This is a genomic window from Cohnella boryungensis (assembly GCF_042651945.1).
GTDB lineage: Bacteria > Bacillota > Bacilli > Paenibacillales > Paenibacillaceae > Cohnella > Cohnella boryungensis.
Window position 1 is genome coordinate 417,106 of the sequence record NZ_JBHSED010000040.1, and the last position, 19,793, is coordinate 436,898.

Consider the following 19,793-nt stretch of genomic DNA (forward strand, 5'->3'; position numbering starts at 1 on the left):
AATAGGGAAGGGGAATTTGTCATTGAGCAAGCGCTTCTTGAACGGAAGTGAATGGACGGCCATGGTCCTCCAAGGCGCGAAAATGTTGTCCCTCCACGAGGAGCGGGTCAATGGCCTGAATGTGTTTCCCGTACCGGACGGCGATACGGGCACGAACATGAATTTAACGATGTCGGCCGGCGTAGCCGAATTGAAAAATAAGCCTTCGGAGGAAGTCGGAAAAGCGGCGGAAGTGTTATCCAAGGGGCTTCTGATGGGGGCGAGGGGCAATTCCGGCGTTATCCTGTCCCAGCTGTTCCGGGGATTCTCGCGCGCCATTGCCGGACAGCGCGAGCTAACGGTGCCGTTGTTCGCCAATGCTCTCCAACAGGGAGTTGATACCGCTTACAAGGCGGTGGTCAAACCGGTGGAAGGCACGATTCTTACCGTGGCCAGGGAGGCGGCGCGGCACGGGCTTGCAGTGTCCCGACGCACGTCGGACCTGAAGGAACTGATGAACGAGGTGCTGAACAAGGCTCGCGAAACTCTGTCGCGCACGCCGGATATGCTGCCTGTACTGAAGCAAGTCGGAGTCGTCGATTCCGGCGGACAAGGTCTTGTCTACATCTATGAAGGCTTCTACCTGTATTTGAATAATGGAGACTTGATGGAGTCGAGCGGTCCTGAAGCCTCCGCCCGCGCGGTTTCTTCGCCTGCGGAAGTAAACGCCTCCGCCCGCCCGACCGCAATCGCTTCATCGTCCGCCCAATCCCGGATTGCGACCGAGAGCATTACATTTCCGTATGATATGGAGTTTTTCATTCAACGTCATCACGTTTCCGCGCCGTTCCCGGAGGCGGCGTTCCGGCAAGCGCTGGAACGCGACGGGGACTCGATCATCCTCATTGAGGACGAGTCGATCGTCAAGGTGCATGTCCATTCGAGGCGGCCCGGAGACGTGCTGAACCTGGCGTTGACTCATGGCGAAATCACCCATATTCATATTCTCAATATGCAGGAGCAGCATAGAGAACTGCTGGAGCAGAAAGACGATGCCCGTGCGCTGTCATCGCCGGAGTCTGGGATGCCGGAGACGAGCGCTCCTGTCGTCGATTATTCCTTGCCCGGCGTGGTCGATCTGCCTGCGGTGACCGCCTCGCCCGAAAGCGAGCCGAATCCGGACGTCTATGAAATGGCCTCTTACGGCGTGGTGGCCGTAAGCGTCGGCGAGGGCAACGCGGAGCTGTTTGCCAGTCTTGGCGTCGATATCGTGCTGTCGGGCGGTCAGAGCATGAATCCGAGCACGGAAGATTTGCTTGGAGCGATTACGTCCTTATCTGCTCATCATATTATCGTGCTTCCTAACAACCCGAATATCATTATGGCGGCGAAGCAAGCCGCCGAGCTTGCCGAAAGGCCGGTCACCGTGCTGCCTACCCGCACGCTGCCGCAAGGGATGGCGGCGATGCTGGCCTTCCAGGAGAACGATTCGGAAGCGGCGAATCTGGAACGAATGACCAAAGCCTTCGAGCGCGTCGTCACGGGAATGGTGACGAACGCGGTTCGCGATACCGAGATGGATGGCGTTCAGATTAAGCAAGGCCATTATATCGGAATCAAGGACAAGACGATTGTCGTGTCCGATCCGGGGCTGCTTGAAGCCAGCCAAGCGCTCTTGAGCGAGCTGATGACGACGGGCGGCGAAATCCTGACCGTTCTTACCGGAGAGGGCGCGGATGCCGAGCAGAGCGAGGCGCTGGAGCGCTGGCTGGCGGAACAGTACCCTGATGCGGAAGTCGAGGTTCATGAAGGCGGACAACCTTTGTATCCTTATTTGTTCGCTGTAGAGCCTTAATAATATATGAGGTGATGGAGGAGACAAGCCCATGGCATCGGTTGTTCTGGTCACGGATAGTACGGCGGATATTCCGCTCGATACAAGAAAGAAGCTTGGCATCGAGATGGTGCCGCTGAAGGTCAACTTCGGCGAAGAAAGCTTCCTGGACAACATCACGCTTCAGCCCGCGCAATTTTACGAGAAGCTGATCGCCTTCGGCAAGCTGACTACGACTTCGCAGCCTTCTCCCAATGACTTCTACGAGGTATACAAAAAATTAACCGATCAAGGGCATTCGGTCATCTCGATCCAGCTTTCCGGCGCAATGAGCGGGACGTACCAGTCGGCTACCATTGCTCAGTCCATGCTGGACGAGGGAGCCGACGTGACGGTAATCGATTCGAAGTCGGCTTCTTACGGATGCGGGAGCATCGTCGTGAAGGCGGCCGAGATGGCGCAAGCCGGCGCAAGCAAGGAGCAGATTATCGCCGAGATCGGGCGGATGCGATCGCAGCTGCGTCTTTACTTTCTCGTGGATACGCTGGAATACCTGCAGAAGGGCGGGCGGATCGGCAAAGCCTCGGCCGTGCTCGGCTCCCTGCTGAACATCAAGCCGATCTTGTCGATCGACAACGAGGGCTTTGTGTTCCCGTTCGATAAGGTAAGAGGGCAGAAACGGGCGATGGCGCGGATCGCCGAAGTGCTGGAGAGCGACTTGCGGGACACGCCGGTGGGCTTGATTATCGCTCTGACGCCAGGACACACGGAAGGCTCGGCGGAATTGATCGCGCTATTGAAAAACAAGCTGAACGTACAAAGCTACGAGGAGTCGGAGATCGGTCCGGTCATCGGCACCCATGCCGGTCCCGGAACGATCGGAGTATTCGTATTCCCGATTCAAGAGTAACAGGCAAAGCACATCTAAAGAGGTTGGTCTCATGTCTAATCATCTGTTCCAGGTGCCTCTGACGAAACTTCAAGGCGTGGGCCCCCAGAAAGCGGGGGAGCTCCACGCCTTGGGCATTTCCACGGTGGGCCACCTAATCGAATATTATCCGTTCCGCTATGAGGATTATCGGGTTCGCGAGCTGCGCGACGTGAAGGACGGAGAGCGAATTACGATTCAGGGAACGATTGCCGCGCCCCCTGCCATGCAGAGGTACGGAGGCAAGACGCGCCTGATCTGCCGGGTGACGGTGGATCAAACGCTCGTCACGGCCGTATGGTTCAATCGGGCGTTCCTGAAGGAGCAACTCGTTGTCGGACGGGAAATTACGCTGACGGGGAAATGGGATCAGCGGCGCAAGCATCTGACGGTAGCCGATTCGGAGTTCCCCGACCGGGGTGCGGCGAAGAGCGGAACGCTGCAGCCGGTCTATTCGGTAGGCGGCAATATTACCCAGGCCGCAATGCGGAAGCTGATCGCCAAGGCGTTGTCTCAATTCGGCGCGCACATCCCCGAGATTCTGCCTCCGGAGCTGTTGGAGCAGCACGCGCTTATCGCGCGCGCGGAAGCGATCTCGGGCATCCACAATCCGGACAACACGAAGAACGGGCAGGAAGCCAGGCGCAGGATGGTGTACGAGGAGCTGTTCCTGTTCCAGCTCACGCTGCAGGCCTACCGGGCTACGCATATGAAGAAGGCGGACGGTCTCGTGCACAAGGTCAACAATGAAGAGATACGCGCCTTCGTCGGGCAGCTGCCGTTCGCGTTGACCGACTCGCAGAAGCAGGTGATTAACGAGATTCTGCACGATATGAAGCAGCCCTTCGTGATGAATCGCCTGCTGCAGGGAGACGTAGGCGCCGGCAAGACCGTCGTGGCCGCCGTCGCCCTGTATGCGACGGTGCGGGCGGGACATCAAGGAGCGCTGATGGTGCCTACGGAGATTTTGGCCGAGCAGCATGCCCGTTCGCTGGGCAAGCTGTTCGAGCCGCTTGGCATTCAAATCGGTTTGCTGACGGGCAGCTTGACGGATCGCAAAAGGCGCGACCTGATCGCTTCGCTGCAGATGGGGCTGCTCGATATCGTCGTCGGCACGCATGCGCTGATTCAGGAGGACGTATTCTTCCGCAGTCTTGGGCTTGTCGTCACGGACGAACAGCATCGCTTCGGCGTAAACCAGCGCAGCATCCTCCGACGCAAAGGAATGAATCCGGACGTCCTGTCGATGACCGCAACGCCGATTCCTCGCACGCTGGCGATCACCGTGTTCGGGGATATGGAGGTATCCACGATTCGCGAACGCCCGAAGGGCCGCAAGTCGATCAAGACTTATTCGGTCAAGCACGAGATGATGGATCGGGTGCTTGGGTTTATTCGCAAGGAGGCGGAGCTGGGCCGCCAGACGTTCTTCATCTGTCCGCTGATTGAGGAGTCGGAAAAGCTGGATGTGCAGAATGCGATCGATCTGCACATTCAATTGTCTCTAGCGCTGCCTCAACTGGCGATCGGTCTGCTGCACGGTCGAATGAGCGCGGCGGAAAAAGAGGAGACGATGGCGGCGTTCGCCTCAGGCCGCACGAACGTGCTCGTCTCTACAACGGTGATCGAGGTAGGCGTGGACGTTCCGAATGCGACGCTCATGATCGTAATGGACGCGGATCGATTCGGTCTCTCCCAGCTGCACCAGCTTCGGGGACGGGTCGGACGGGGCGAGCATCAATCCTATTGCATATTGATCGCCGATCCCAAGTCGGAGAATGGTCAGGAAAGAATGAGGGCGATGACCGAGACGGACGACGGCTTCGAGATTTCCCGGAGAGATCTGGAGATAAGAGGACCGGGCGAGTTTTTCGGAACGAAGCAAAGCGGCATGCCGGAGTTCAGACTGGCCAATCTGCTGAACGACTTCGAGGTGCTGGAGCAAGCGAGAGACGACGCGGCGGCTTTAACGTCGAAGGAGGCTTTCTGGTCGTCGCCAACCTATGCACCGTTAAGAGACTATCTGGCGCGGGAGGCTCGGCTTCGGGAGGAGCCGCTTGATTAACCCGCAGGGTCTATTGTCATCCGCGCTCTGCCGCCGGCATATGATGTACCGAGGCGGCAGCCGGAAGGAGCGTGACCCGAAGTGAGTTCAAGCTGGCAGAAATACGGCATCAAGGCGGAATTCGTCGAACGCGTCAAAATGAAGATGAAAAATCCCGCCGTGAAGGAGCGGATTAAAGGGCTTCTGGACGGCGTGACGAAGTATGATCTGCAGGATCGCGTCAAGGTTCGCAGGTGGGCGAAGACGTTCGCCAAGATTCTGAACGAACCGTTGACGGAGACGCAGGAGGATCAGCTCGTGAATTTTATCATCGCCCAGAAGATCGACCCCAACAACATGCTGCATCTGATCAAGCTGTATACGATGTTCAAATAGCGTCATACCGGGAGACTGCCGTCCGATTCGTCGGGCGGCAGTCTCTTTCTGCCGCGGCATCCCCAAGCGTTCCCTTCATGAAAATGCACGGCTACCCCCGTGAGGTCTGTCCAAACATTATGAAGCAAAGGACATACACTATACCAACTTCACAATGAAGGAGGGAATCAGCATGGGTGAATTTTTGGATCTTCGCAGCTCGATGAACTCCGGCTCTACCGGCTCGCCGGGTGTAGCCGTCTCGGCCACTCCAGCGCTCTTCGGAGTCATCGGCTTACAAACGAACAATGTCGTGAACAAGGTTATAACGCTGACAGGGATGGTCGGTGTCAGCGCCCTGGGAGTGGGCAGCACGTTCGCCATTCAAATCTGTCGCGGCACGACAGTTTTCAATCCTGCCAACGTCATCTATACCACCGTACAAGGCGTCCGCGTATCCGCATTTTCGGAAACCTACACGTTCACGGCGCAGGATCTGCTCGCGCCAGCCTCTGCGGAAACGATCTATTCCTCGTTTATATCCGGCGGCAGCTTGCTAGGATTGTTGTTCACGGGAGAAAGAACGGGACCGGAAGTGTTCTGGGGTATCGCATCTCAAAGCGCTCCGGACTGACCGCACTACGCTTTATGCAAGAAGCCGGCAGTTTGTTGCCGGCTGTTTTGCATGCGCGGCAGCCTCTATTCGGGATTGTTCTCGCAGCAACTGTCCAAGCGGAGCGGCAAGTCTCGTCATAAACTGGGACAGAGGTCGATTGCAGAGGGAGGATAAGCGTGACGACGATCAGTCTGTGCATGATTGTGCGCAACGAAGAGGAAGTGCTCGCTCGTTGCCTGGATTCGGTTCGCGATCTGGTCGATGAGATCGTAATCGTGGATACCGGCTCCGAGGATAGGACGAAGGAGATCGCCGCGGGATATACGGATCGGATCTATGATTTGGAGTGGACCGATCATTTTGCGAATGCGCGCAACTATTCTTTCTCATTGGCCACGCAGGACTATATTATGTGGCTGGATGCGGACGATTACATCAAGGAGAAGGATCGCCAGAAGCTTAAGGCGTTAAAGCAAACCTTGGAGGATGACGTGGATTCGGTTGTCATGGAGTACCATTTGGCGTTCGACGGCTATGACAATCCGATTGCCATGTCCCGCAGAAACCGCATCGTGAAAAGAAGCAGGCAGTATCGCTGGCACAATCCCGTTCATGAATATTTGCTGGTGGAAGGCAACTATTATTTAACGGATATCGCCGTTTCGCATGGCCGGGTGCACGAGAATACGGGGAGAAATCTGCGCATTCTGGAGCAGATGGCGGAGAGAGACGGAGAAGTAACGGGGCGAGACGTGTTTTACTATGCCAACGAGCTCTCCGATGCGGGAAGGTTCGCCGAAGCGGCGGAGCAATACAGACGGTTTCTCGACAGCTCGGCCGACTATTTCGAGGATAATTTGACAGCGTGCGCAAGACTGTCGGCCTGCTATCACCAGTTAGGCCTGCCGGACCTGAAGCTGAGTTCGCTGCTTCAGTCGATGGCCTACGACGTTCCGCGCGCAGATTTCTGCTGCTCCATCGGCCAATGCTTCGTCGAGCGGGAGGATTTCGTCAAGGCGATCTATTGGTTTAAGCTCGCTTTAACGCAGGAGCGGCCGCCGGATCACCATTTTGGCGTGCTGAATCTCATCTGCTGGACCTGGCTTCCCCATTTTCAGCTATGCATCTGCTACGGTTTGACCGGAGAGCTTGAATTGGCCCACGAGCATAATGAGAAAGCGCTGGCTTACCTGCCGGAGGATATCAACCTGCTGCAAAACAAATCCAAAATCGAAGCCGCGCTGGGAATGGAGGCGGGGCTGGAATGACCGTCAGCATCCTTATGGTGACCTACAACCAGCTGGCGATGACCAAGCGTGCCGTTGCCAGCATTCGCAAGCATACTCCGGCTTCCGCCTACGAGCTGATCGTTGTCGATAACGCCTCTGCGGACGGGACGGTAGAATGGCTGCGGGCGCAGCCGGACATTATCCTGCTGGGGCAGCAGAAAAATCTGGGCTTTCCGGCCGCCTGCAACATCGGCGCGCTTCAAGCGAAGGGCGACAAGCTGCTGCTGCTTAATAACGATACGGTCGTTACGCCCCGCTGGCTGGAGCAGTTGACGCTCGCGCTGGACAGCGATGAACGGGTGGGGGCGGTCGGTCCGCTGACCAATTTTGCGGGCTACGGCCAGACGGTCGAAACCTCGTATCGCACGATGGAGGAGATGCAAAGCTTCGCGGACGCCTTCAACGCGACCGCACCGGAGCGCTGGGAGGAAAGGGCGAAGCTCATCGGCTTCTGCCTGCTGATCAAACGCGCGGCCTGGGAGGCGGCGGGACCTCTGGACGAAGGATACGGCGTGGGCAACTACGAGGACGACGATTGGTGCATGAGCGCCCGGTTAGCCGGTTACAAGCTGCTGCTTTGCAGGGATACGTTCATACACCACGAAGGTCATGCTTCCTTCAAGAACGCCAAGGACGCGTATCGCAAGGCGATGCTTCAGAATGAGAAGAGGTTCATCGGAAAATGGGGCTTCCACCCGCATATTTCCGTCAATGCGAGGGACGATCTGCTCCGGCCGCTGCACTTCATCAAGCCGGGCATGAGCGTGCTGGAGATCGGCTGCGGCTGCGGGGCGACGCTGCTGGAGCTGCGCAACCGCTGCAAAGACGTGCGGCTGTTCGGCTATGAGAGCGGGAGCTCGGCCGCGCGAGTTGCCGCGCTGGTCGCGGAGAAGGTATGGAGCGGCGGGGAGGAGGTGGCCGTGCCTTCGGGAACGACCGGCTTTGACGTCATCGTGTTAAACGATATCTTATCCAATCCTGCGCCTATAAGCTTACTCAAAAAAATTCACGGCTGGCTGCGTAATGGCGGTATCGTAGCGACGAGCGCCCCCAATCGGCATTATGTCGAATATGTCAAAGCGTATTTGAAGCCGATCAATCGGGTTCCGCAGGAGGCGCTGCTCTCGAAGCAGGAAATTCTGCAACGGTTTCGTCAAGCGGGCTTCTCCGACATCGAGATCGAACGGATTCCCTCCGATACGGTCGCGAAGCCGGAGCTCGACGCGCTCGGCATGCTGGCAGGCGAAGCCGGCAAAGAAGAGCTTGCGGTGATCTACTATATCGTCAGCGCCGTTAAGAGGAAAGGCGGAGAGCTCCCGGAGAGTCTCCGGAGCAACGCTTCGGGCGGAGCGCAGAAACACGGCCAAGCGAAGGGAAATCCGCCCAAGCCTTCGTCCCCGTCCCCGTCTTCGTCACAGGCGATGGCAGAGCAAAGGATGAGCTCCTTGCCCAAAGCGCAGGAGGATGTTGCTTTTACAGGCGAAAGACTCATCCTGAACTCGGCAGTCTCGGGCTCTCATCCCGATGTGCTGGCAGAGCATATATACCGCTATCGGCTTGCTCGCCTCCATTGCGCAGGCAAGGATGTGCTCGATGCGGCCTGCGGAGCGGGATACGGCGCGCGTATGATCAAGGACGCAGGGGCAGCCAGCGTTACGGGCGTCGATATCGAGCCGGAGACGATTCGTCTGGCCGACCGCGACTATGGAGGGGAGGGGGTGAGCTTCCAGGTCGGAGACGCGCTCAAGCTTGCCTTCGCGAAGGAATCGTTCGATGTTGTCGTCTCCTTCGAGACGATCGAGCATGTAACCAGCGGATCGGCCTGGCTGAATGAGGCGGCGCGCGTGCTGCGTCTCGGCGGCCGTCTGATCATCTCCACGCCGAATCGGGAGGTGACCAATCCGGACAGACAATTCGACCAGCCGGTTCGTAATCCGTATCATAGCTTCGAGTACAGCCTCGGCGAATTCATCGGAGAGCTGTCCGTTCTATATGATATAGAAGCGATCTACGGCCAAACGTTCGTCGGCCCCAGAGGCATTGTCGCGCCGGATTGGACGGACATCGTCGAAGCGGTCGGGAACGACACGGCGATGGCCGGACTTCATCCCGAGACCGTCCGTCATTGCGGCCCGGTGTCGCTCAGCCGAGTGAAGAGCGCCAGACCGGCCTACGTCATTGCAATATGCCGGAAAAAAGGGAGGACAAACGCAGATGCCTAGCCGCAAGCGACCGATGGCGGCCATCGACCGCCATCATTCCGGGCGGGATCGGCAAGCCCACCGGCTGGCGGAACGCGCATTCCGCTCGTCGCAGACATCCCTGATCAACAAGCTGGAGGCTTTTCCGAGGTTCGCGACGAAACGGAGCGTTGCCCGATTCTTGGCCCGGTATGAAATTTACCGCGAGGTCCAGAAAGTAACCGGAAGCATCGTAGAGTGCGGCGTGTTTAACGGCGCGGGCTTCTTCTCCTGGGCGCAGTTCGCCAATATCTTCGAGCCGGCGAATCACACTCGGAAAATTATCGGCTTCGATACGTTCGCAGGCTTTCCCGAGCTGGCTGCGGAGGACGAGGATGATCAGCGTACCTTCTCCGCCGGGGACATGCGCGGGGATACGGCGGAGCAGATTCGTCAATCCATCGCCAAGTACGAGGCGGAGAGGCACTTGTCGCACATTCCGAACGCGGAAATCGTCCAAGGCGATTTTATGTTAACGGCGGAAGCCTATCTGAACGCCCGCCCGCATCTGCTCGTCGCGCTGCTGTATCTGGATTTCGATCTGTATGAGCCTACCCGCAAGGCGCTTGAGCTGTTCCTGCCCCGGATGCCCAAGGGGGCGATTGTCTGTTTCGACGAGTTGAACTGCGCCGCCTTCCCCGGAGAGACGGCGGCGATGCTGGAGATGCTTCCGATTCGGGAAACGGAGCTCATCCGGTTTCCGTTCGATCCCTGGATATCGTACTGCCGAGTATAAGGGAGGGAAACGAGGGTGAATACGGAGAATCGGCAGCACGCCCCGGCCTTTTACGCTTGGGGCGAAGGCGCGAGGATGGAGACCTCCGGTCTGATCCACGGGGCAGAGGAAATCTCGATCGGGCAGGAGGCGATGATCAGCGCAGGCTACCGGCTAATCGTCACATCGGAAATCAGCGGCGTGCGCCCCAAGCTGATTATCGGGGACGGGGTGCAGGCGGACGTCGGGCTGATTGTTACAGCCCATCATCATGTGGAGCTGGAGCGATCAGTCTGGTGCGGCCCCCATGTCGTCCTGGCGGATTCGGAGGCAGAGTACCGGAAGGCGGGACTTCCCGTCTCCCGGCAAGGCGTTCGGGAGAATGGCGACAAGCGGCTGGTCATCGGCGAAGGCTCGTATCTGGGGCCGCATGCGGTCGTGGAAGGCCCGATCCGGATCGGCAAAGGCTGTGTCGTCGGCGCGGGGAGCGTCATTCGTGCGGACGTGCCGGATTATTGCGTCGTGGAAGGCGTTCCGGCGCGAATCGTGGAAATGTTCGACACTGTCGCGGAGGATTGGCTCAAGGTAGAGGGGGAAGAGGAGGTTAGGGATGTGCTTCGGCGGCGGCGGGAGCGCCCGCTGCTTTCGATCTGCATCCCTACCTTCAATCGGAGCCGCGAATTGGCGGAATGTCTGGATACGCTGCTCCCGCAGACGAGCCTGAACGGGCTGATCGAGGTCTGCGTCTCCGACAATGCCTCCGACGATGCGACCGCGGCCCTGTTGTCGCGTTACGCTGCGAGCTACCCTCAATTGCGAACGATCAGGCAACCGATGAACATCGGGGGTGAACGCAATTATCTAGAGATACTGAAGTTTGCGCGCGGGAAATACGCCAAGCTGCACGGGGATGACGATTATTTCGTGCCCGGCTCGGTTCAGCCGATTCTCTATGCGCTGCTTGCGCACCGGAGCCGTTTTCTATTCATCGACGTGCTGCGCAATGACGGAACGGTCGAGCAGCTGGAAGGGATGGACACTCTTATTCGCGAGCTGTCTCTTGCCTCCGGCTTCATTACCTCCATCGTCGTTGACCGCGAGGCGGTTCTGCGCCTGCCCGCTCCGGATCGGTTTATCGGCACGAGCTTGAATCATATTTATTGGCTGCTCGCATTGCTGCAGGAGGACAGCCGGTTCTCGCTGCTTAAGCTGTCGATGTTTCGATACGCGTTCAACGCGCCGAGAGGCTACAATTACGGAGATGCGGCGATCCGCGGTTACCTGGAAATTCTACGCTATTTCGTAGGCCGGGGATTGTCTGAGCAGATCTATACGGCGGAGAAGAAGGTGGTGCTGGACCGCTTTGTCCTGCCGCGATTGGAAATGATGCTGGAGGTTGGCTTCGAATTCGATTACGAGGGCTTCGAGGCGGTCTTCACCGAGCATTACGAGCAGGAGCCTTACTACGAAACCTACTTGGCGGAAGTTCGAAGAATCATTTCATTGCGGGATCGGGGATAGACAACTCGACTTCGTTTGCTATAATAGGGAATGTGCGTAGCGGGTTTCGAACAATCGAATAAGCCCCGGGGGAGCTGGATGAAGGCTGGCTGAGAGTGCATCCTGTAGAAGATGCAGACCCTTATAACCTGATCTGGTTAATACCAGCGTAGGAAGGCGGGAACACGACGTTCGTTCGTCGTGCAATTGTCCTTATTTGCGAATTGGACGCCCTCCGGAATCGGGGGGCTTTTTTTGATGCTTGAGAAGCCTGTTCGCCAGAGGATGAGGAGAGGGAGAGACAGATGAAAACAACGGGTAAAACAAGCAAAGGATTGGGATTGACCTTGCTGGCGGCAGTATTGCTGCTGGCAGGCTGCGGAGACAAGAAGGGCTCGGAGGCCTCCGAAAGTCCGGCGGCCACGGCATCGGCGACTTCCAGCGCCCAGCCGTCAACTTCCGCTCAGCCGGAAAATCCGGCAGAGCTTCAGGAAGTTACGCTGGTGCTCGATTGGACGCCGAATACGAACCATACGGGGCTCTATGTCGCGCAGGAGCAAGGGCTGTGGGAGAAGCACGGGCTTAAGGTCAATCTGATTTTGCCGCCCGAAGCGGGTGCCAGCGCGCTGGTGGCCAATGGAAAGGCGGAATTCGGGGTCGGCGCCCAGGAGAGCATGATTCTCGCTCGCGAAGAGGGCTTGCCGCTGGTGTCGATCGCACCAATCATCCAGCACAATACTTCCGGCTTCGCTTCGCCGGTGGACAAAAATGTGAAGGAGCCTAAGGATTTCGAAGGCAAAACATACGGCGGCTGGGGCTCCCCGGCGGAACAGGCCGTAATCGAGTCGATCATGAACGTGCAGAATGCCGATGTGAGCAAGGTTAATTTCGTCAATGCGGGCTCGGCGGATTTCTTCACGGCGGTGAAAAAAGGCATCGATTTCGAATGGATCTTCTACGGATGGACGGGCATCGAGGCGGAATTGCGCAACGAACCGGTCAATATGATTTATCTGACCGATTACAGCAAACAGCTGGACTACTACACGCCGCTGCTAATGACCAACGAGAAGACGATCAAGGACAAGCCTGAGCTGGTTCGCGCATTTCTCGCAGGCGCCGCCGAAGGGTATCGGTTCGCCATCGACAATCCGGAGGCTGCCGCGGACATTCTGATCCAGGCGGTTCCCGAGCTTAACGCCGAGCTGGTCAAGGCAAGCCAGCAATGGCTGAGCCCGAAATATCAAGACGATGCTCCGCGTTGGGGGGAGCAGAAGCGGGAAGTATGGTCCGGATACGGCGATTGGCTGAAGGAAAACGGGCTCATGAAAGCCGACCTGAATTACGACGAATTGTTCACGACCGAGTTTCTGCCGCAATCATAAGCGGAGAAGGGAGAGCTGATCATGGCTCAGGCGCTGCTTAGCATACAAATTTTGCCGAAAATCAATCCCGGGGAAGAGGTTATTCCTTACGTGGACGAAGCCATCTCTATCATCAAGGCATCCGGAGTTCCTTATCGGGTAGGGCCTCTGGAGACGACAATGGAGGGCGAGCTCGATGAACTGCTCGATATCGTCAAACGGATGAACGCCGCAATGATCGAACGGGGCAGTCCGTCCGTCATGTCGCAGATTAAGCTGGTTGTCGACGCGCAGGCTCAGGCTTCAATTGCCCGTCTGCTGCAGAAGTACCCCGATGGGCAATAAGCGGATTCGGGGAATCGCGCTGCCGATAGCCACGATGCTTGTCCTGACGGGCGTCTGGCAAGCGGTCTGCATGCTGTTTGAAATCGAAATTTATACGCTGCCGGCTCCGTCGGATATTGCGGCCAAGATGTATCAGGATTCAGGCGGACTGTGGGAGCATGCCCGGGCGACGTTCGGTCTGGCTCTTGCCGGACTGGCGCTGGGAACGGTCATCGGGATTGTCGTAGCCATTGTGCTGCACCTTGTGCCGCTGCTCAGAGAAGCCTTCGCCCCGTTGCTTGTCTTGTCGCAGAATGTGCCGTTGATCGCCCTGGGACCCTTGCTCATGATCTGGTTCGGGTTCGGGCTGACGCCGAAAATGATCCTGCTTGTGCTTGTATGCTTTTTCCCTGTTGCGCTGTCGGTGCTGGTTGGACTCGGACAAGGAGAACCGCACTTGCGCGAATATTTGGGCATGATCGGAGCGACTCGCTGGGAGCGCCTGAAGCGTCTGGAGTTTCCTGCAGCGCTATCCTACCTGTTCTCGGGACTGCGAATTGCGGCTACCTATGTCGTATCGTCCGCTATCGTCGCGGAATGGCTTGGCGCGAATAAGGGAATTGGCTATTACCTGAAGCTGAAGTTCAACGGCTTCGAGCAATCGGCCGTCTTCGGTTCCATCGTCTGCATCGTCGCCCTGAGCTTTATGTTTTATTATGCCGTTGTCGTGCTGGAGCGGTTGGTGATGAGATGGAGACCGCGTTCGGAGGACAATTGGAAGGGGGCCTCCTCATGAAGTCATCGGACGAGCGGGAGAATGCCGATCGGGGCGCAGAAGGAGTCGGCGGCAGCGGAAGCTCGCTGAAGCTTGTCGAGATCAGCAAAGCTTATATGCGAGGCAAGGAAAGAGTGCCTGTACTAAACAACGTGTCCCTGACCGTGGAGGCGGGAGAGTTCGTCTCGCTGATCGGGCCTTCGGGCAGCGGCAAATCTACGCTGTTCCGGCTGATTGGCGGCGTGGAACGGCCGGATCGCGGACAGGTGCTGATGGACGGCCGGGAAACGACGGGACAAAGCGGCCGAATCAGCTACATGCCGCAGCAAGCGGCCCTGTTTCCTTGGCTGAAGGTGGCGGATAATATTTCTTTCGCGCTGGTCTCGGCGGGAACGCCAAAGAAGGAAGCGAAGAGGCAGGCTATGGAGTGGCTGGAGCGCATTCGGCTAGGCAGCGTGGCGAACGAATATCCTCATGTGCTGTCAGGCGGCATGCAGCAGCGGGTCAGCTTCTTGCGGGCATTGCTTATGAAACGCAGTGTCATGTGCCTGGATGAGCCGTTCGCGGCGCTGGACGCCCTGACGAGATCCGATATGCAGCGCTGGCTGCTGGAGCTATGGGAGTCGGACCGGCGCTCGGTGCTGTTCGTCACGCACAGCATCGAGGAGGCGCTGGTGCTGTCCGACCGGATTTACGTCCTGTCCGCGGCTCCGGCGACCGTACTGCGGGAAATAAAGGTGCCGTTCGAGCGGCCGCGCCGTCCCGACGTGTGGACTTCTCCCGAATTCGTGGAGATGAAGCAGGAGGTGCTGCGGCTACTGCAATTCGGCGGTTCCGATGCACGTTGAAGGTTGGGCAAGACCAATGAGAAAACCCGCAAGCCGTCGCGGCTGCGGGTTTTCGCGTATCGGCGGCTCTTGGCGCGGAAGGTCCCGCTTCCGGCTTTAAGCGTGATACCTTCCCAGCGGGGCGTTAAGCACCCACTCCAGCAGCGTCATCTGCTGCTCAAGGCTTTCGATTCGGGCTTGAAGAACCTCCGGGGAGGACGAGTCCTCGATAGCGCTTAATTCCAGCGCTTGCTTGCGCATCGCTAAATCGTTGTATTTCCGCTTGATTTGATCTTCCGTACGCATGGACGTCTCTCCTAGTCTTGGCTAATCTGCTGTTGTTACTATCCTATCAAACTTCGCCCGAATGATGAAGCTATGCTGCGGTTTGTCGGTGAGTCCTCGAGCAGACCGTGATATAATGGACAAAATAAGGAAATCACGGAGGGTGTCAGCCAATGAACGAGTGGTATTTTGATCGATATGGCCAGGCGGCGTTTATTGTTGTCGACAAGGAGCGTTTCGTCAGCCGCAACGGGAGAAACCTCGGCTGGATTCACATGGAGAAGCAAATCTTCAGCTTAACCGGCCAGCCGCTTGGATGGATCGATAAGGGGGCGGTAAGGGACCGGGCCGGGGGGTTGATCGGGTTTACCCGCGCCGCGAGCGGTACACTGTCCTCCATTCCCGGCATGAGCGGAGAGCCCGGAGCTCCGTCCATTCCCGGTCGTCCGGCCAAGCCGGGCTTTGCCGGTTCAATCAGCGATCCGGGCAGCAACGGTTGGTCGAGCAAGTCGGTGCGCGATTTTTTTGGAACGGACGTGTAGTTTAATTTGAAGCGGTACTTCCTTGGCCGTCTTCATCCTCGCGCTCTTCCTTCTCATCGTGGAATTCGACTTCGGCAGACAGGGTCTCATGAAGACGAGGCTTTTGTTAAATTTTTTCCGCCGCTGCGTATATTTTCTTCCGGCTAAGCCCACAATGAAGATACCGGCACCGAGAGGTGTCGGGGACAACCGCGGAGAAGACTTACGTTTCCCCATAAGCTCTTCGTCCGGTTTCTCCTCTCCCATGAAGGCCCTCGTCGCGAGACGGGGGTCGACTTTTTATTTTGTCCACCATTTTTCGCAATCGGTCTTTTCTTAATCGGTATTTCGTCGAATGTAGCAACGTGGCGTTGTCCAGATCGATTCTATCCCAATCCAGACCGGACAGTTCCCCACGCCGGAGCGTAGTTGTAAATGGCAGAAAGACCATGACGCGAATTTCCGAGGGCTTTGGTATTCCGGTTATAGGATTCTCTCAAAGATATCTTTCCGCTGCCAGGAACTTGAATAAGCTCTTAAGTGTTCCGCCTGAAAAAGCGAATCGTGCCATATTTTAGACGGGAATGGGTAGACGAGCTCACGCCTAAGATGATCAACGACTACCTCCACAAGCTGCAGGCCTCGGATGCTCGCTCTGAAGGAGGGTTAATCCGCTGCTTGGCGGTGTGACGGCGAGCTTTAATTCGACTTTGAAAAACTAACTGGTTGCTCGGTGGTGGTACGGCGAGCTTTAATTCGACTTTTGAAAACTAACTGGCATGCTCGGTGGTGGTACGGCGAGCTTTAATTCGACTTTTGAAAACTAACTGGCTGCTCGGTGGTGGTACGGCGAGCTTTAATTCGACTTTGGAAAACTAACTGGCTGCTCGGCGGTGGTACAGCGTGCTTTAGTTCGACTTTGAAGAACTAACTGGCTGCCGGGCTATGGCGCTCACACGGAGGAGGGTCGGTTCCTCGACCTTGATCGTCTTGGTCGTCTGCATTCTCTTTCCCCAGAGCTTCACGTTCAAGCTCAAGCGTGAGTTTGGTAGAAATTCATTCCGCGCTGCTTACAACTAGACATGGATTCGACCTCCTTTGAGTTAATAATGTGGAAAAGAAAAGCCCGAAGGGGGCTTAAAATTCAATAAGTTCCTTAGAATAAGTTTGAGGTCTTTATAGTCATGTGCAGCTGCAGAACCATGGCGTTCGATAAAACCACTTATAGTCTCTGTCCAGTTGCTCGTGCGCCCTCAGTCGATTAGACTGGGGGCGCACGAAGATCTATGGATGTGACAAAAATAGTCTCATTGGAGGCGCCCGAACCTACAAAAAACTAGAAAAATGATTGATCTTCAGCAACGGCAGTTGCCGCAAATGAATCATCAGAAACTCCCCGTTGTACAATGTTATAATGTGCCTTGACTCGATGGGTACATCTCCACTTTTTGGGTTTCAAAGGGCTTCCGCCCCATGTTTTAGTTTCTCTTCCGAGATCCTCGAACTCTAGATCGGTAATTTTCCAGTCAGGGCCATGTCGAGTTTCGACTGCTGCAAGACAAGCTTCACACGCTTTTTGGTAAGACCATGCATGGCTTTCAGAGCTTGGTTTTACAGTCGTCCAAGCGTGCTCGAAAACATGTTCATGTTCCACAATACCCCAGCCTCCAATTTAAAATTTCAGATTTAATGCAACGTTATTATTTGCTGTTCTAACTCATCTTATTACGATAAAAAATCATTTTGGGGCCTTGTCGCAACACGGAAAAATACAGTCAATCCCGAAAACTTATATTGGGCAGATTTACGGTGCGCATGTCTCGACGGACTTTTGCAACGCGGGAGATTGTGGTAACATAACAGCGTTAAGAGGACGGATTCGTTAACGTATCAAATCATCAGGGGCTGAAGGAATTGCGCGTCATATCAGGACAAGCCAAGGGTCATCCGCTTAAAGCGGTGCCCGGGAGCGGGACGAGGCCGACGACGGACAAAGTAAAGGAAGCTTTGTTCAGCATGATCGGACCTTATTTCAACGATGGGGAACGGGTCCTCGATCTGTTCGCCGGCACTGGAGGTTTGGGCATCGAGGCGCTTAGCCGAGGAGCGGACAGCGCCGTATTCATAGATTCCAGTCCGCAAAGTATTGAGATTGTTCGCCGAAACCTGGAATCCACCCGGTTGGCGGGTCGTGCCGCGGTGTATCGCAATGAAGCTCGTCGGGCCTTGAAGGTGCTGGCGAGGGCCGGCGAACCGTTCGACCTCATTTTTCTCGATCCTCCTTATGCGATGAAAGATTGCGATGCCATTCTTATGGAAATGGCCAAGCTGGCCTTGACGGCCGAGGGGGCATTCGCGGTCATCGAGCACCATCCGGATGTCGTATATGCCGATGCATTCGGCGGGTACACGCGATCGAGATATGCGGTGTACGGCGAAATTGCGGTATCCATATACCGTTATGCTGCGGAAGAAGCAGATCCATCCGAGGAAGAGCAGGAGGCGAACGCGAATGAATAAGCCGTTATCCGGTACCGAGAACGAGTATCGCATCGCTGTCTATCCAGGCAGCTTCGATCCGGTTACGCTCGGCCATCTCGACATTATCCAGAGGGCTGCCAAGCAGTTTGATCGGCTGATTGTCGCGGTTCTGAACAATACGACGAAAACTCCGCTGTTCAGCGTAGAAGAGCGAAAAGCGCTGCTTGCAGAGGTCACGAAAGAGATGCCGAACGTGGAGATCGACAGCTTTCGCGATTTGCTTGTTCGCTATATGCGCTCCCGGCATGCGAGGGTGATCATTCGCGGAATTCGCTCGGTAACGGACTTCGAATACGAGCTGCAAATGGCATCCACGAATCGGCAGTTGGACGAAAGCATTGAGACGGTGTTCATGATGACGAATCCGAAATACTCCTATTTGAGTTCCAGCATCGTCAAGGAGATCGCGAAGTTCGACGGTCCCGTGCATGATTTGGTGCCTCCGGCTGTTGAAGCCGGCTTGAAGGGGAAGTATAAATCGCCGCAGTCGGCGGACTAACGCAAAATCTCAAAAATCAGCATCGCGCATACAAATTGATCACTCAGGCGAATCGGAATTTTTTTCCGTTTTGTCTTTTTTTATTTATGAATGTACCCTGGCGGCGCATCCTTTCAGGGTATTCGCGGACATTTCGCAAACTTGGACGAATCGCCCCTTCCATCCGCCTTTCGGGACGATAAGATATATCAACCTTGCTTAAAGAGGGCGATGTCAAGAGAGGAGGTCATGCGGGATGCGAGGAAGAATCAGAGCAAGCCGGGCCCGCAGGCAGGCGGGCATTCAGGCGAGGATCAGCAGGGCGCTTTTGCGCAAGCGTGGACGCCGAGTTAGGGCCGCAGGCTGCATGCCGGCCAGGCGTCGTCCGAGTTGCAGCATCGGGCGGAGAGGCTTGACGGTCAGAGAAGCGTGCCGGCCAATCTCCCGCAGGCCCAAGCGACACAGAATACGGGGGGCGCAGGGGCCAGCAGGGGCAAACGGTCCTCAAGGCTCCCCGGGGCCGATCGGACTCCAAGGCCCACAAGGTCTCATGGGACCGCAAGGGCTTGCGGGTATTCCAGGGACTGCCGGAGAAGCGGGAGGGCAAGGGATTCCTGGAGCAGCGGGTCCGCAAGGCGCTCAAGGATTGCAAGGCGTTCAAGGTCTGCAAGGCTTGCAGGGAGAGCCTGGTCAGCAGGGGCCGCCGGGACCACCGGGAGGAGAAGACTATACCGAGATGATCGCGCTGCTGCAAGGTTATCTTGATACGCAAGCGGATATTGTCGTGATGACGGCTGGACAGCCGCGAGGGTTTGCGGGCACGGTAGTCAGTCTGGGAACCGCGCTGGCGAATTTCCTGACGAACGCAGGAACGACGATGACAATCCCGTACGGCTACATTGCAAACGTTGAAGCCTTACAGTCGGGAGTTCTATCCGGAAGGGAGGCCGCCGATGTCGACGACGCTGTCGGGTGATCTGATTCCGCTGATCGGTCAGGACGTCTATGTCGCCACGAACGGCGCGGGCGGCCTGGCGGTTACGGGGACGTTAACGCGGGTAGGAAACGATTATATTCTCGTTTCGTTTACACAGAATGATGTGTTGTTCGAGCTGCGAATCTTTTTTGCAAACATTATCTACGTGCACAAGAACTAGC

At 56.6% G+C, this 19,793-nt stretch carries 20 protein-coding genes and 1 riboswitch; of the genes, 18 read left to right on the top strand and 2 right to left on the bottom strand.

The features are described from left to right. Positions 1 to 22 precede the first annotated feature (22 nt). From ACFO1S_RS20755 to ACFO1S_RS20815, 13 genes are all read left to right on the top strand, one after another. Entirely contained in the window at positions 23 to 1,834 is a 1,812-nt protein-coding gene (locus ACFO1S_RS20755) for a DAK2 domain-containing protein (RefSeq protein ID WP_204601447.1), read from the top strand. 31 nt (positions 1,835 to 1,865) lie between these two features. Next, positions 1,866 to 2,723, top strand: a complete 858-nt coding sequence (locus tag ACFO1S_RS20760) for a DegV family protein (RefSeq protein ID WP_204601448.1) — start codon at positions 1,866 to 1,868, stop codon at positions 2,721 to 2,723. Then, positions 2,674 to 4,806: an ATP-dependent DNA helicase RecG gene (gene recG, locus ACFO1S_RS20765; protein ID WP_204601449.1), complete on the top strand. Its 2,133-nt coding sequence runs from the start codon at positions 2,674 to 2,676 to the stop codon at positions 4,804 to 4,806. The genes ACFO1S_RS20760 and recG overlap by 50 nt, the downstream gene beginning before the upstream one ends. Before the next feature lie 138 nt (positions 4,807 to 4,944). Further along, a complete protein-coding gene (locus tag ACFO1S_RS20770) occupies positions 4,945 to 5,181 on the top strand; it encodes a stage VI sporulation protein F (RefSeq protein ID WP_204601557.1) in 237 nt (78 codons plus the stop codon). A 172-nt stretch (positions 5,182 to 5,353) separates the two neighbouring features. Further along, the gene (locus tag ACFO1S_RS20775) at positions 5,354 to 5,794 is read left to right on the top strand and encodes a hypothetical protein (protein WP_204601450.1); all 441 of its coding nucleotides are present in this window, start codon (positions 5,354 to 5,356) and stop codon (positions 5,792 to 5,794) included. 158 nt (positions 5,795 to 5,952) lie between these two features. After that, positions 5,953 to 7,044 carry a glycosyltransferase gene (locus ACFO1S_RS20780; RefSeq protein WP_204601451.1) on the top strand — a complete coding sequence of 364 codons (1,092 nt, stop codon included), beginning with the start codon at positions 5,953 to 5,955 and terminating at the stop codon, positions 7,042 to 7,044. Beyond that, positions 7,041 to 9,287: a methyltransferase domain-containing protein gene (locus ACFO1S_RS20785; RefSeq protein ID WP_204601452.1), complete on the top strand. Its 2,247-nt coding sequence runs from the start codon at positions 7,041 to 7,043 to the stop codon at positions 9,285 to 9,287. The genes ACFO1S_RS20780 and ACFO1S_RS20785 overlap by 4 nt, the downstream gene beginning before the upstream one ends. Beyond that, positions 9,280 to 10,041: a class I SAM-dependent methyltransferase gene (locus tag ACFO1S_RS20790; RefSeq protein WP_204601453.1), complete on the top strand. Its 762-nt coding sequence runs from the start codon at positions 9,280 to 9,282 to the stop codon at positions 10,039 to 10,041. The genes ACFO1S_RS20785 and ACFO1S_RS20790 overlap by 8 nt, the downstream gene beginning before the upstream one ends. 15 nt (positions 10,042 to 10,056) lie before the next feature. Then, positions 10,057 to 11,541 carry a glycosyltransferase gene (locus tag ACFO1S_RS20795; protein WP_204601454.1) on the top strand — a complete coding sequence of 495 codons (1,485 nt, stop codon included), beginning with the start codon at positions 10,057 to 10,059 and terminating at the stop codon, positions 11,539 to 11,541. Positions 11,542 to 11,598: 57 nt separating this feature from the next. Beyond that, a riboswitch (TPP riboswitch) is annotated at positions 11,599 to 11,713 on the top strand. Positions 11,714 to 11,825: 112 nt separating this feature from the next. Continuing rightward, positions 11,826 to 12,905, top strand: a complete 1,080-nt coding sequence (locus tag ACFO1S_RS20800) for an ABC transporter substrate-binding protein (protein ID WP_204601455.1) — start codon at positions 11,826 to 11,828, stop codon at positions 12,903 to 12,905. Between the two features lie 21 nt (positions 12,906 to 12,926). Beyond that, positions 12,927 to 13,229, top strand: coding sequence for a thiamine-binding protein (locus ACFO1S_RS20805; protein ID WP_204601456.1), 303 nt, complete (start codon positions 12,927 to 12,929; stop codon positions 13,227 to 13,229). Continuing rightward, positions 13,219 to 14,004 (top strand): ABC transporter permease, encoded by a 786-nt coding sequence (locus ACFO1S_RS20810; RefSeq protein WP_204601457.1) that lies wholly within the window; start codon positions 13,219 to 13,221, stop codon positions 14,002 to 14,004. The genes ACFO1S_RS20805 and ACFO1S_RS20810 overlap by 11 nt, the downstream gene beginning before the upstream one ends. Further along, the gene (locus ACFO1S_RS20815) at positions 14,001 to 14,831 is read left to right on the top strand and encodes an ABC transporter ATP-binding protein (RefSeq protein ID WP_204601458.1); all 831 of its coding nucleotides are present in this window, start codon (positions 14,001 to 14,003) and stop codon (positions 14,829 to 14,831) included. Before ACFO1S_RS20810 ends, ACFO1S_RS20815 begins: the two co-directional genes overlap by 4 nt. A gap of 96 nt (positions 14,832 to 14,927) precedes the next feature. Here the strand turns inward: ACFO1S_RS20815 and ACFO1S_RS20820 are convergent, their stop codons facing one another. Next, a complete protein-coding gene (locus tag ACFO1S_RS20820; RefSeq protein ID WP_204601459.1) occupies positions 14,928 to 15,116 on the bottom strand; it encodes a hypothetical protein in 189 nt (62 codons plus the stop codon). Between the two features lie 152 nt (positions 15,117 to 15,268). On the opposite strand from ACFO1S_RS20820, the gene ACFO1S_RS20825 reads away from it, so the two are divergent. Further along, positions 15,269 to 15,637 carry a 4-fold beta flower protein gene (locus ACFO1S_RS20825; protein WP_204601460.1) on the top strand — a complete coding sequence of 123 codons (369 nt, stop codon included), beginning with the start codon at positions 15,269 to 15,271 and terminating at the stop codon, positions 15,635 to 15,637. A 1,315-nt stretch (positions 15,638 to 16,952) separates the two neighbouring features. Here the strand turns inward: ACFO1S_RS20825 and ACFO1S_RS20830 are convergent. Further along, positions 16,953 to 17,270, bottom strand: a complete 318-nt coding sequence (locus tag ACFO1S_RS20830) for a hypothetical protein (protein ID WP_204601461.1) — start codon at positions 17,268 to 17,270, stop codon at positions 16,953 to 16,955. A gap of 251 nt (positions 17,271 to 17,521) precedes the next feature. On the opposite strand from ACFO1S_RS20830, the gene rsmD reads away from it, so the two are divergent. The 4 genes from rsmD to ACFO1S_RS20850 all read left to right on the top strand — a co-directional run bounded on the left by rsmD (position 17,522) and on the right by ACFO1S_RS20850 (position 19,792). Beyond that, entirely contained in the window at positions 17,522 to 18,136 is a 615-nt protein-coding gene (gene rsmD / locus ACFO1S_RS20835) for a 16S rRNA (guanine(966)-N(2))-methyltransferase RsmD (protein ID WP_204601558.1), read from the top strand. Continuing rightward, positions 18,129 to 18,656: a pantetheine-phosphate adenylyltransferase gene (gene coaD / locus ACFO1S_RS20840; protein WP_204601462.1), complete on the top strand. Its 528-nt coding sequence runs from the start codon at positions 18,129 to 18,131 to the stop codon at positions 18,654 to 18,656. Before rsmD ends, coaD begins: the two co-directional genes overlap by 8 nt. Before the next feature lie 235 nt (positions 18,657 to 18,891). Next, complete coding sequence (locus tag ACFO1S_RS20845) at positions 18,892 to 19,611, top strand: collagen-like protein (protein ID WP_204601463.1); 720 nt, start codon at positions 18,892 to 18,894, stop codon at positions 19,609 to 19,611. Next, positions 19,589 to 19,792, top strand: a complete 204-nt coding sequence (locus ACFO1S_RS20850; protein ID WP_204601464.1) for a hypothetical protein — start codon at positions 19,589 to 19,591, stop codon at positions 19,790 to 19,792. Before ACFO1S_RS20845 ends, ACFO1S_RS20850 begins: the two co-directional genes overlap by 23 nt. The last annotated feature ends 1 nt before the right edge of the window (position 19,793 follow it).

What these genes read in the sequence shown, in the direction of transcription:
- ACFO1S_RS20760 (WP_204601448.1), top strand. Translation starts at nt 1,866, where the DNA reads ATGGCATCGGTTGTTCTGGTCACGGATAGTACGGCGGATATTCCGCTC.
- recG (WP_204601449.1), top strand. Translation starts at nt 2,674, where the DNA reads ATGCCGGTCCCGGAACGATCGGAGTATTCGTATTCCCGATTCAAGAGT.
- ACFO1S_RS20770 (WP_204601557.1), top strand. Translation starts at nt 4,945, where the DNA reads ATGAAGATGAAAAATCCCGCCGTGAAGGAGCGGATTAAAGGGCTTCTG.
- ACFO1S_RS20775 (WP_204601450.1), top strand. Translation starts at nt 5,354, where the DNA reads ATGGGTGAATTTTTGGATCTTCGCAGCTCGATGAACTCCGGCTCTACC.
- ACFO1S_RS20785 (WP_204601452.1), top strand. Translation starts at nt 7,041, where the DNA reads ATGACCGTCAGCATCCTTATGGTGACCTACAACCAGCTGGCGATGACC.
- ACFO1S_RS20790 (WP_204601453.1), top strand. Translation starts at nt 9,280, where the DNA reads ATGCCTAGCCGCAAGCGACCGATGGCGGCCATCGACCGCCATCATTCC.
- ACFO1S_RS20800 (WP_204601455.1), top strand. Translation starts at nt 11,826, where the DNA reads ATGAAAACAACGGGTAAAACAAGCAAAGGATTGGGATTGACCTTGCTG.
- ACFO1S_RS20805 (WP_204601456.1), top strand. Translation starts at nt 12,927, where the DNA reads ATGGCTCAGGCGCTGCTTAGCATACAAATTTTGCCGAAAATCAATCCC.
- ACFO1S_RS20810 (WP_204601457.1), top strand. Translation starts at nt 13,219, where the DNA reads ATGGGCAATAAGCGGATTCGGGGAATCGCGCTGCCGATAGCCACGATG.
- ACFO1S_RS20815 (WP_204601458.1), top strand. Translation starts at nt 14,001, where the DNA reads ATGAAGTCATCGGACGAGCGGGAGAATGCCGATCGGGGCGCAGAAGGA.
- ACFO1S_RS20820 (WP_204601459.1), bottom strand. Translation starts at nt 15,116, where the DNA reads ATGCGTACGGAAGATCAAATCAAGCGGAAATACAACGATTTAGCGATG.
- ACFO1S_RS20825 (WP_204601460.1), top strand. Translation starts at nt 15,269, where the DNA reads ATGAACGAGTGGTATTTTGATCGATATGGCCAGGCGGCGTTTATTGTT.
- coaD (WP_204601462.1), top strand. Translation starts at nt 18,129, where the DNA reads ATGAATAAGCCGTTATCCGGTACCGAGAACGAGTATCGCATCGCTGTC.
- ACFO1S_RS20845 (WP_204601463.1), top strand. Translation starts at nt 18,892, where the DNA reads ATGCGAGGAAGAATCAGAGCAAGCCGGGCCCGCAGGCAGGCGGGCATT.
- ACFO1S_RS20850 (WP_204601464.1), top strand. Translation starts at nt 19,589, where the DNA reads ATGTCGACGACGCTGTCGGGTGATCTGATTCCGCTGATCGGTCAGGAC.